Consider the following 11763-nt stretch of genomic DNA (forward strand, 5'->3'; position numbering starts at 1 on the left):
TTCGTTCTTCGTACTTCGCGGACGCAGCATCGCTTCGCGCTTGCGGCATGTCTGTCGGCGCGTTGCAGCTCACGTCGCCAATGCGGTCATTCAATCTGGGCAAACCACGTCAAATCCAAACCGCGCTTTCGCCGCGCGGTGTCAGAACAATCAAGGCGCGGACAAAGCCGCCGTTCATCGTCCGCTCCCAGCCCCTAGACCACTTTGGGTAGCGAGCTTGTTCTCCGCACTGTTCTGTGGGTTAAAGGCGTCATTCAAACACTTTTGCAGTCGGTGCCCCCTCCAACGGGTCCAAATTGAAACACGTTCAAATCAACCAACGCACCAATACTGGTACGATCAAGCTTGTCAGTAGTGCATTCAATGCCATCGCTATGCCGGCATAGGCTCCTGCCACAGGATTTACCTGAAATGCACGGGCCGTCCCAATTCCGTGAGCTGCGACACCGACTGCAAAACCGCGTGCGCGCCAATCAGAGACCCCGATCAGGTTCATGAGAGGCGTAACCGTCACAGCACCGATAATCCCAGTCAGGATAACCAATACTGCTGTCAGCGCTGGTAGCCCTCCTATAGCTTCTGAGATACCGAGAGCGACGGGCGCGGTTGTGGACTTAGGCGCCAGAGAAAGCAGCACTTCTATCGGGAGACCAAAGGCACGCGCCAGTAAAATGGCCGAGCCCGCCGCAACAACCGAGCCCGTCAGCAAAGCCAATACAATCGGCGCAACTGAGGTCCGAATTGTGTCTCGGTTATCCCAAAGCGGCAAAGCCAATGCGACCGTCGCGGGGCCAAGCAGAAAATGGATGAATTGTGCGCCCTCGAAATAGGTCGTGTAGTCGGTTCGTGTCAGCCAAAGGATTGGTGCAATGAGAAGGACTGACAGAAGTACCGGATTGGCCCAAGGCGGCTGACCAAGTCGCCGCGCTACGCCATCCGCGAGCAAATAGGCGAGGATGGTCGTTGTGAGCCATATAAGGGGCGTTGTCGACAGATAGCTCCACAGGTCCGCGACATCCGTCATGTCGTCCGGCTTTCGATTAAAAACCGAACGCCGATGAACGTTCCAACCGCAGCCAGCATGGAGAGCAGTGTCGAGACAGTCAGGATAAACAGTAAGGTAAGTCCGTTATCGGTAAAAACCTCTAAGTTGCCGATCACACCAACACCTGCAGGCACAAAAAGGAATGACAAGTTCGCCAGTACGACTGTCGTTGTTGGTCTGAGCTGCTCGGTCAGTGTGGGCCTGAAGCCGAGCAGCAGCACTAAGAATGCGAGCCCCAGCACTGGGCCCGGAATGGGGAAGCTAAGGCCGCGAGCAGTCATTTCTCCAAGCAACTGGCAGCCCAAGAGAAGTCCCAGTGTCTGAAGCATGGTGGTTCTCCCCTGAACTCGCTTTCCTTGTCATTCTGATACCAAATGCTTTGCGACACCAATGGAAACATTCTGTTTAGGGGAGCATATGTGGGGCAAAGCGGCTATCCCAAAACTGGCGCGGTTCAGATATCTGAAAGAGTTTCGTTCACACCAAAAGATCTGTGAACTTTGAAAACAAATTTTCACGGACTGTCTGGTAATGAGCGGTCAAAAGAAGAATGCTCCAACACTCTGAAAAAATTGACTTTACACACGATTCCTCCTTCGAAAATGGTGCTCAAAGACAAATCTAGCACTGCCCGCTCAATGCAAATGGGACTAGGCGCGATCGAACGCTTGGCAGAAACTTTTGCCATTAAATGCTTGTTCCAGAGTTTTTTTCTTCTAAGGTCCGATAGGTTCGCGGGCTTAAGCGACGCATGATGCTGGTTTGGGAGGAACAAGCATCATGTAAATTTCGCGCCCGAGGCTCATAAGTCAGAGTTGCCCTTTGTCGGCAGCTCAATTTGAATCAATCCTTGGGAGGAAACATGACAAACTCTATCAATCGTAGAAAGTTTTTGCGCGGAACGGCCGTCGCCGGTGCCGCAGCGTTGGCGACACCAGCGGTCGCTGAAGGCCACGGCACAAACATCAAAATGCAAGCGGCTTGGGGTGGCGGTATTTTCTTAGAAAATGCGCAATCCTTTGCAAATCGCGTCAATGAAATGTCCGGTGGTTCTTTGACAATCGAGGTTTTGTCTGTCGATTCCGTCGTGAAAACAAGCCAGATGCAAGACGCGGTTCACCGCGGCGTTCTTGACGCAGCTCACTATGTTTCCGCATATTGGTACGGTAAATCCAAGTCCGCGTCTCTTTTCGGGACTGGGCCTTGCTTTGGTTGGTCGAGCCAGGAAATGCTGGGCTGGATCCACGCAGGTGGCGGCCAGGAACTTTTTGATGAGCTGATGGAAGAGTTGCAGCTCAATGTTGTGTCCTTCTTCAACTCACCCATGCCTGCACAGCCCCTTGGCTGGTTCAGCGAGGCAATTACGGATGCGTCGCAGATGAATGGTCTGAAGTACCGCACTGTGGGTCTTGCCGCGGATGTAATGCTGGAAATGGGCATGTCTGTTGTTCAGTTGCCGGGTGGCGAAATCCAGCCGGCCATGAAGTCGGGTCTGATTGACGCAGCCGAATTCAACAACCCGACGTCTGACCGCGACTTTGGTATGCAGGATGTGTCTAAGGACTACATGCTTGCGTCATACCACCAGAGCCAAGAGTGCTTTGAAGTTACGATCAACAAAGACGTCTGGAACGGCCTGTCGCCAGAACATCAGGCAATCATCCGCAACGCATCCATGGCTGAAAACTCCGGTTTCTACTGGGGCAACACCAAGCGTTACTCCGATGACCTGATCAAGCTGCAAGAGCAGGACGGCGTGAGCGTACACCGCACACCACAAGCTGTCCTTGAGGCACAGCTGGCGGCATGGGACACAGTTGCTGATCGCATCGCAAGCGAAGACCCCTTCTTCGCCCGCGTGATGGAATCCCAGAAGACCTACGCACGCGAGGTCATGGGCTACCTGAACCTGAACCAGCCGGATTACAAGCTGGCCTACGATCACTACTTCTCCTGATCGCTGAAACTGACGGCAAGGTCCGGGCACCAGCAGGTGTCCGGGCTTTGCGACTTTGGGGGACTGAAGAACGCCCGTTCTATCTGTAAGGGGAGCAGCAGAAGATGAAATTCGTGCATGCAATTGAGGGGCTTAGCCTTTGGATCGGTCGCGCCTTCGGGTGGTGTATCCTGATCCTGACATTGTCAGTGTCTTATGAGGTTTTCGTAAGGTATGTCCTGAACTCACCGACCGTTTGGGCCTTCGATATGATGATCCAGATGTATGGCGCCTTGTTCTTGATGTGCGGGGCCTACGCCTTGGCGCAAGATACGCATGTGCGGGCTGACGTCCTGTACCGTTTGTTCCCTGTCAGGGCTCAGGCAGGCCTCGATTTTGTGCTGTATTTCCTGTTTTTCTTTCCCGGCGTTATCGCGCTTGCGTGGTATGGCTACGAGATTGCGTCCGACAGCTGGCGCTACAAAGAGGTCAGCTTCAACAGCCCGGCCTCTATCCAGATTTACTTTTTCAAGTCGCTCATCCCCTTATCCGGTGGATTGCTCGTAATCCAGGGCATCGCCGAGTTGGTACGCTGCGTGATGGCTATGCGCACCGGCGTTTGGCCCGAACGGCTTGCTGACGTGAAAGAGACAGAAGACCTGCTGACCGATGCGGACCTAGACGCCATCGCAGCAGTCTCTCCTTCCAAAAAATGACCGCCTTCAAGCGCTTCTAGAAAGATAAAAAGATGACAAATCCCGAAGTCGCCCTGTTGATGCTTGGACTGTTTATTGTTCTCGTTCTCCTTGGTTTCCCGATTGCCTTTACGTTGCTCGCGATGGGTGTGGCGTTTGGCTATTACGCCTATCACCGCGGAGGCTCGATCGAGAATTTCAGCGATATTTTCGACAACAATATTTTCTACCTTCTGAACCAGAACACCTACTCCGTGATGGAGAACCCGATCCTTGTGGCGATCCCGTTGTTCTTATTCATGGGTTACGTGGTTGAGCGGGCGAACATTATCGACAAGTTGTTCTTCTCGCTTTACATGGCCGCGCGCAATCTGCCGGGCAGCCTTGCCATTGCCGCGCTTCTGACCTGTGCGGTGTTCTCGACCGCGTCTGGTATTGTGGGGGCGGTTGTAACGCTGATGGGCCTTCTGGCCTTTCCGGCAATGGCCAACGCCAACTACAATAAGAGTTTCGCTGCGGGTGTGATCTGTGCGGGTGGTACGCTGGGTATTCTGATCCCGCCGTCAATCATGCTGATTGTCTATGCGGCGATTGCTGATTTGTCACCGCTGCGCCTTTATGCGGCTGCGGTTTTCCCTGGATTGCTGCTGGCGGGATTGTACATCGTTTACGTGATGATCCGCGTTTACCTAAATCCCGCGCTTGCACCAAAGCCGACTACCGAAAACCCGCCCCCCCCGAAAGAAATCTACAAAGACCTTCTGGTGAGTTTTGTTCCCCTGACGGTGCTGATCGCGCTGGTTCTTGGTTCGATCCTTGGCGGTTTGGCGACACCAGCCGAAGCTGCGGCCATGGGTGCGCTGGGTGGTATGGTGCTGGCTGTGCTTTATCGCTCGATGACGTGGCAGAAGCTGAAAGAAAGCGTGTTCCTGACCGCCAAAGCCACCGCAATGGTGTGCTGGCTGTTCGTGGGATCATGGACGTTTGCGTCGGTGTTCTCATACCTTGGCGGGCACGACATTATCGCCCATTGGGTCGGCGGTATGGACCTTGAGCCGTGGCAGTTTCTGATCCTTGCGCAGGTCATCATCTTCTTGCTGGGTTGGCCGCTGGAATGGTCCGAGATTTTGATCATCTTCGTGCCGATTTTCCTGCCGCTTCTCGAAGTGTTCGGTGTAAACCCGTACTTCTTTGCGATGCTGATCGCGCTGAACTTGCAAACCTCGTTCCTGACGCCCCCCATGGCCATGTCTGCCTACTATCTAAAAGGGGTGCTCAAAAACCAAATCGAGCTAATGGAGATTTTCCGTGGTATCATGCCTTATCTGGGGATCGTGATCTTGACGATGGTCTTGATGTATACCTTCCCAGCCATCGCACTTTGGTTCCCTGATTACCTGTTCGGTCCATATATTCCATGATCCAAGACAGTTACAAACTGACTGCATCCGAGGCGCTGGACGCCTTCGCCTCGGGTCGGCTTAGCTCAGTCGAACTTGTGAAATCCTGTATCGGGCAGATCAAGGCAACGGATGACAGGATCAAGGCGTGGGCGTTTCTGGATGGCAACGTGGCGTTGGCACAAGCAGAGGAATGTGACCGGATCCGCAAGGCGGGCCTTGCCACAGGTGCGTTGCATGGCATTCCTGTCGGGCTTAAAGACATAATCGATACGGCCAAAATGCCAACCCAGTGCGGAACTCCAATTTTTTCTGGTCGCCGGACGGATCATGTGGCGCGCCTGGTAGAGCGACTGCGCGAAGCGGGCGCGATTATCTTGGGCAAGACCGTTACAACGGAACTGGCCTTTGTTCATGCCAATGAAACCCGCAATCCGCACAATCCGGATCACAGCCCAGGAGGGTCATCAAGCGGATCAGCCGCGGCTGTGGCAGCTTTCCATGTACCGCTAGCGGTCGGGACGCAGACCAATGGGTCCGTGATCCGGCCAGCGTCATTTTGCGGTACATTCGGATTCAAGCCGACGCGGGGCGTGATTTCTCGAAGTGGTGTTCTTCAAACGTCAGTCTCTCTTGATCAAGTCGGCTGCTTTGGCCGCAGCCTCGCTGATGTCGCACTTTTGACAGATGTGCTCGGATGCTATGATCAATACGATACCGTCAGCCTAGCCCGACCGCGGCCCAACATGTTAACTGGTGCACAGGCTGAGGCGCCAGTCACGCCTGAATTTGCGTGGTTCGATCTCCCCTTCAATGATAGGCTGTCAACCGACGCTCGCGATGGGATCGAGGCAGTTCTGGAAATCCTTGGCCCACAAGTTACGCGGATGCAACCGGCTGACACATTGGCCGACCTTGTCACAGTACAAGCTCGCATCCACGAATACGAAATCGCGCAACATCAGGCTGAGGTGTTCGATCAAAACTGGGACCAGATTAGCGATATACTTAAGACGATCATAACGCGCGCGCGAAAGATTACTAAGACCGAGTATGAAGATGCGTTGGCCGTCAAAGCGTCAGCGGAAGCATTCTTTGCTAATTTCTTTGTCGATTATGATGCCATCATTGCGCCGTCCGCTGCGGGCGAGGCGCCAATGTTTGGTGAGGGCACGGGCGATCCGATTTTCTGCACCCTGTGGACTTTAGCTGGTCTGCCCTGTGTTACGCTTCCACTTCTGGTGGGGGAAAATGGATTGCCCATTGGTGTACAGTTGATCGGCCCCGCAGAAAAAGACGACCGCCTTTTGCGCACAGCGCGATGGCTTCAGAAATATCTCGCTGAAACAGTAGATCAGAAAGGAACCTGAAATGTCATACACGGTCAAACTGATTGCAGGGCTAATAGGCACCGCATTCCTGTGCATTTTTATTGGCGGTTTGTCTCAAAGCATCTCGAGTGGTTTTGCCGGTTTCATGGGTGGCTTGCCGTTCATGATCATTGCGATCATCGTTTGCGGCATGGCGGTCTATGACTTCTGGGACGATTGCGTTCGTAAGAAATGAGCAAGAAACGCCTTTGGATTACCCGCCGCCTTTCTGACGCAACTCTGGAACGAGCCGCGCGAGATTTTGACGTCGTCATCAATCATGACGATACTCCCGGAACCGCCGCGGATCTCATTGCGGCAAGCGCCGATTTTGACGCAATTATTCCATGTCACTCCGAGCATTTCAGTGCTGATGTCGTCGCGCAATTTTCCGATCGTCTTCAGATTATTGCGAACCATTCCGTCGGCGTGGATCACTGTGATTTGCCTGCACTGAAAGCGCTCGGGATCGTTGTTACAAATACGCCCGATGTGCTGTCGGACGCAACGGCAGAACTAGCGATGTTATTGATGCTGGGTGCTGCCCGTCACGCAGTCGCTGGTGATCGGATCGTACGTACGGGCAACTGGGACAGCTGGTCACCGGCATTCATGGTGGGTAAGCAGGTGACAGGCGCGCGTCTGGGCATTGTCGGGATGGGTCGTGTCGGACGGGCTTTTGCCGCGAAAGCTCGCGGCTTCGATATGGAAGTGCATTACTTTAACCGCAGCGCCTTGCCTGAAGATCAAGCGCACGGCGCGGTTTATCACGACACCGTCGAGTCGCTTCTGCGGGTCGCAGATTTTCTATCGCTGCATTGCCCAGCTACGCCGGAGACAGCGGATCTGATGAATGCAGAGCGTTTCTCACTGTTGCCCCGTGGCGCTGTCGTTGTGAACACGGCGCGAGGCGCCTTGGTCGACGAAAACGCCCTAATAGCCGCACTTGATAGCGGTCAGGTGGCTGCAGCGGGGCTGGATTGCTTCAAGGTCGAGCCGGGGGGCAATCCCGCATTCGCCGCATACGATAATGTCTTTATGCTGCCCCATATCGGCAGTGCCACGCTGCAGACACGTGATGCCATGGGGTTCCGTGCGCTGGACAACCTTGATGCGTTCTTTGCGGGAAAAACCCCGCAGGACAAACTTTAAAAATATTGGAAAAATCAATGACAAAAATCGCATTTCTGGGCCTTGGTGTCATGGGGTATCCGATGGCAGGCCATTTGGCACAGGCCGGCCATGACGTGACAGTTTACAATCGGACCACAGCGAAGGCCGAAACGTGGGTAAAGGAATACGGTGGGGCCTTGGGTAAAACCCCGGCAGAAGCCGCGACGGGTGCTGAGATAGTATTGGCCTGCGTGGGAAACGACGATGATCTGCGAAGCGTGTGCCTTGGACCCGATGGCGCATTTGCAGCGATTTCCAAGGGCAGCACCTTCGTGGACCATACGACTGTTTCCGCCGCCGTGACGGCTGAGCTTTATGCTGCCGCCAAGGAGAAGGTCATCGCCTATGTGGACGCCCCTGTTTCAGGCGGGCAAGCAGGGGCGGAAAACGCCCAACTCTCGATCATGTGTGGTGGCGATCAGGCAGATTACGATTTGGTAGAACCTGTACTGAACGTCTATGCCAAGCTCTGCCGGCGCATCGGCGACAGCGGCGCGGGGCAGATGACCAAGATGTGCAATCAAATCGCGATTGCGGGACTTGTACAGGGCCTGTCAGAGGCACTGCATTTTGCGTCTAAAGCAGGATTAGACGGTGAGGCTGTGGTCGAGGTCATCAGTCAGGGGGCAGCGGGATCATGGCAAATGCAGAATCGATACAAAACGATGCTCGATGATCATTTTGATCATGGATTTGCGGTTGATTGGATGCGCAAGGACCTTGGGATTTGCCTTGATACCGCGAATGAAAACGGCGCGTCCTTACCAGTCACTGCGCTTGTGGATCAGTTCTATAAGGACGTGCAGAAAATGGGTGGCGGCAGATGGGACACCTCTGCCTTGTTCAAACGACTTCAAAATAGCTGACCCGAATGTGAGCCAGAATACTCAAGAGACCTGGCCCGCCTTCACCGCATGAGAGAGGCAGAGACGCGTGCTAACTTGGCTGTGGCGCGAACTCTCAGGCTTATACCTCTGGCACGTCCATCGAATAGACGAGCTTCTTGTCGCCTTCCTTGTCTTTGTTGCGAACGTCATAGTGCCGTGGTGTCGCGGTCATGAACACGCGCTTGGCTATGGGCAGGTTGCGGACCTTCACTTTGCGTTGTACACGAATTGCACACCTCTAGCGGTTAAGAGATTAACCCGCCAGAACAACCTGTCCAATCCTCCAAAAATCCTTGAGAAGCAGTTTTTGCATTTTCTAGTTCGGGAGGGGACGCCATCGGGATCGAAAGCTATTTGCTTCCTACGACATTGGTTTATATAGTAAAACCAAACGTCTTGGTGGTCGTCTGGTTTGGTAGCGACTGTCAGTGATACGCAGTCTTGACAGCTTGTGCGGAACAAACTGAGCAGTCCGCCGCGGTTCCATCCACCCGATCTACGCTCTAATCGGACATGTCCTATTTGGATCACGAAGTACGCTGTACCAACCCGGGCGGATCCGCGATCAGGATCATGGAGCGGTTCAGTTCGATCAGCCCGTCCCGCTCCAGTTCCTGCAGGAGCGGCGAGCCCATGCTGCGCGACAAGTTGGCGATGGCGGCGATTTCGCTTTGCGTGGCGTCGATTACGGGCGGGTTCGGCGGGAACGCCTCCCGCAGCCCGGCGAGGCGCACGAGGGTCGCGGCGAGGCGCTGGCGGCTGTCGCGCAACATCAGGTCCTCGGCCAGACCAACTACGCGCGCAAGGTTGTCGGCCGTGAGATCCGCCACGTAGCGCCAAATCTCCGGCTGGCGGGCAGCCAGCGCTAGAAATCTGCGGCGTTCAATGGAAACGAGCGTGCTCGGACGTGTTGTGCGTGCGCCAACCAGTCGGACCCGCTGTCCCGTTAAGGTAACTTCACCAAACCAACAACCAGCGTGAAATATGAGACCTTTCTGTGGCGCCCGGGAGGACTGCGCGGCTTCGAAGGCGACGCAGCCGGCCTCGATGCCGAAAAATCCGCCTGGCTCGCCACCCAATTGATAGACAGACGCATCGGCCTCCAGTCGCAGAACGGTGGCGATGTCAAAAATTGCGGCCTGGATTTCCGCCGGGCAGTCCGACAGCCAGCCGACGCGGCGCAGGACTTCAATTTTCTCTATTTGGTTTTTTCTCATTTTGTCGCCGATTATGTCCAATATTGGACAATGTTCCTACGTGTACCTCTTTATTTGTCAAGTCAACGCGCGCGTTTTCTGTAGGACACGAGAGGTTTGAAGTAATGTTGACAAATCGCAAAGCCAAACTCAGGGCCCTGACGGCCCTTATTGCAAGTCTGGCGACGGCCGGCGCAGCGCAGGACGCGATCAATCCCGAAGATCTCTCCGGACCGGCGGGTCGGCCCTATTCGCCCTATGCAGACCGGGCCTTCCCGACCCAGGTCTTTTTCGGCGACACCCATGTCCACACCGCTCTCTCGGCGGATGCGGGTGGGAGCGGAACGCGCCTCCTCCCCCGCGATGCGTACCGGTTCGCTCGGGGCGAGCAGGTGACATCGAACACCGGCCAGCAGGTAAAACTCGCTCAGCCGCTCGATTTCTACATGATCACGGATCACTCGGACGGCATGGGGGCGATCACGGACATCATCGGAGGCGCTCCTAACATCATGGCCGACGAACAAGGCCGGTACTTCAACGAGCAGTTCAATCTTGGTGGAACTGCGGCACAGCAGGCTGCCTTCGAGCTCAACTCTGCCTTCGCGCAGGGCGAGTTGTCGTCCGTGCTGAATTATCAACCCGGCAACCCCGCCTACAAGCGGGTGTGGGACGACATCGTCGCCGCAGCCGAGGAATTCAGCGACCCGGGCTCCTTCACGACATTCATCGCCTACGAATGGACGTCGCTGGTGGCGGGCAACAACCTGCACCGCAATGTCATCTTTCGTGATGGGTCTGAGCGGGCCGGCCAGCTTGTGCCGTACACAACAACGCCGCCGATCGGCTCGCCTGACCCGCGCGATCTGTGGTCCTGGCTCCAAAACTACGAAGACACCACGGGCGGCGACGTGCTTGCGATCCCGCATAACGGTAACCTGTCGAACGGTATGATGTTCTCGCTGCAGGACGACTTTGCGGAGGGCGCGCCTCTGGATGCCGCCTATGCCGAGCAACGGCAGAAATGGGAGCGCCTCTACGAGGCCACCCAGAACAAGGGCGACGGGGAGGCGCATCCGTTCCTGTCACCCGAGGACGAGTTCGCCGATTTCGAGACCTGGGACTACGGCAATCTTGACGCGTCCGCACCAAAGACAAACGACATGCTGGCCGGGGAATACGTGCGCTCCGGCCTGCAGCGCGGTCTTGTCCTCGAAGCGGAGTTGGGTACCAACCCCTTCAAGTTCGGACTGGTGGGAGCGTCGGACAATCACATCGGACTTACGACGCCCGACAACGACAATTTCTTCGGGAAGTATTCCGCCTATGAGCCCAGCCCAGACCGCTCGCAGCATGTCAGCAAGACCTATGCCGACGGTTCCGACGCGCTGTATTCCTGGCAATACATCACTGCCGGGCTCACAGCGGTTTGGGCCGAGAGCAACACGCGCGGCGCGATCTTCGACTCGATGGAGCGCCGGGAAGTTTATGCCACGACGGGCCCGAGGATGCGGGTGAGGTTTTTTGGCGGCTGGCACTTCGAAGACGAGGACGTGCTCGGCCGAAACCTTGCGGTCACGGGCTATTCCAAGGGCGTGCCGATGGGCAGCGATCTGTTCGCCGGCGAAGGAGCGCCGTCTTTCCTCGTCTACGCCCTCCGCGATCCGATGGGGGCGAACCTCGACCGCGTGCAAATCGTCAAGGGCTGGATCGAAGCCGACGGCACACCGCGGGAAAGGGTCTACGATGTGGCGTGGTCGGATGGTCGGGAGCCGGATGCGGACGGCAAGCTACCCCCCGTCGGCAACACGGTCGATCTCTCGATCCCGTCATGGACGAATACTATCGGAGCGCCGGAATTGGGCGCGGTCTGGACTGACCCGGACTTCGACCCCGCTCTGTCTGCGTTCTACTATGCCCGCGTCATCGAGATACCCACCCCGCGCTGGACCGCCTATGATGCTGTGAAATTCAGCCTCGACCTGCCAGACGACGTGCGGCTGATCGCGCAAGAGCGCGCCTATACTTCGCCGATCTGGTACAGCCCCGAAGGATAAGACC

11 protein-coding genes are annotated in these 11763 nt (G+C 55.8%); 8 read left to right on the forward strand and 3 right to left on the reverse strand.

The annotated features are described in order from the left end of the window. Positions 1-307: 307 nt before the first annotated feature. Together C1J05_RS14230 and C1J05_RS14235 are read right to left on the reverse strand one after the other, a co-directional pair. Complete coding sequence (locus tag C1J05_RS14230; protein WP_114870379.1) at positions 308-1024, reverse strand: LrgB family protein; 717 nt, start codon at positions 1022-1024, stop codon at positions 308-310. Beyond that, positions 1021-1374 (reverse strand): CidA/LrgA family protein, encoded by a 354-nt coding sequence (locus C1J05_RS14235; protein WP_114870378.1) that lies wholly within the window; start codon positions 1372-1374, stop codon positions 1021-1023. The genes C1J05_RS14230 and C1J05_RS14235 overlap by 4 nt, the downstream gene beginning before the upstream one ends. A gap of 533 nt (positions 1375-1907) precedes the next feature. Between C1J05_RS14235 and C1J05_RS14240 the strand changes: the two genes are divergently transcribed. The 7 genes from C1J05_RS14240 to C1J05_RS14270 all read left to right on the forward strand — a co-directional run bounded on the left by C1J05_RS14240 (position 1908) and on the right by C1J05_RS14270 (position 8485). After that, on the forward strand, positions 1908-3002 hold the full coding sequence (locus C1J05_RS14240) for a TRAP transporter substrate-binding protein (protein ID WP_114870830.1): 1095 nt from the start codon (positions 1908-1910) through the stop codon (positions 3000-3002). 104 nt (positions 3003-3106) lie between these two features. Next, positions 3107-3697 (forward strand): TRAP transporter small permease subunit, encoded by a 591-nt coding sequence (locus tag C1J05_RS14245; protein ID WP_114870831.1) that lies wholly within the window; start codon positions 3107-3109, stop codon positions 3695-3697. A gap of 32 nt (positions 3698-3729) precedes the next feature. After that, positions 3730-5097 carry a TRAP transporter large permease gene (locus C1J05_RS14250; RefSeq protein ID WP_114870832.1) on the forward strand — a complete coding sequence of 456 codons (1368 nt, stop codon included), beginning with the start codon at positions 3730-3732 and terminating at the stop codon, positions 5095-5097. Then, the gene (locus C1J05_RS14255; protein WP_114870833.1) at positions 5094-6446 is read left to right on the forward strand and encodes an amidase; all 1353 of its coding nucleotides are present in this window, start codon (positions 5094-5096) and stop codon (positions 6444-6446) included. The genes C1J05_RS14250 and C1J05_RS14255 overlap by 4 nt, the downstream gene beginning before the upstream one ends. Position 6447: 1 nt before the next feature. Next, positions 6448-6642, forward strand: a complete 195-nt coding sequence (locus tag C1J05_RS14260; RefSeq protein ID WP_114870834.1) for a hypothetical protein — start codon at positions 6448-6450, stop codon at positions 6640-6642. Then, positions 6639-7598 (forward strand): 2-hydroxyacid dehydrogenase, encoded by a 960-nt coding sequence (locus C1J05_RS14265; protein WP_114870835.1) that lies wholly within the window; start codon positions 6639-6641, stop codon positions 7596-7598. Before C1J05_RS14260 ends, C1J05_RS14265 begins: the two co-directional genes overlap by 4 nt. 17 nt (positions 7599-7615) lie before the next feature. Continuing rightward, positions 7616-8485: an NAD(P)-dependent oxidoreductase gene (locus C1J05_RS14270; RefSeq protein WP_114870836.1), complete on the forward strand. Its 870-nt coding sequence runs from the start codon at positions 7616-7618 to the stop codon at positions 8483-8485. 548 nt (positions 8486-9033) lie between these two features. On the opposite strand, the gene C1J05_RS14275 is transcribed toward C1J05_RS14270, so the two are convergent. Then, the gene (locus tag C1J05_RS14275; RefSeq protein ID WP_205388958.1) at positions 9034-9744 is read right to left on the reverse strand and encodes a Crp/Fnr family transcriptional regulator; all 711 of its coding nucleotides are present in this window, start codon (positions 9742-9744) and stop codon (positions 9034-9036) included. 83 nt (positions 9745-9827) lie between these two features. Between C1J05_RS14275 and C1J05_RS14280 the strand changes: the two genes are divergently transcribed. Beyond that, a complete protein-coding gene (locus C1J05_RS14280; protein ID WP_114870838.1) occupies positions 9828-11759 on the forward strand; it encodes a DUF3604 domain-containing protein in 1932 nt (643 codons plus the stop codon). Positions 11760-11763 lie beyond the last annotated feature (4 nt).

Origin of the sequence: Sulfitobacter sp. JL08 (assembly GCF_003352045.1) — a bacterium.
Lineage (GTDB): Bacteria > Pseudomonadota > Alphaproteobacteria > Rhodobacterales > Rhodobacteraceae > JL08.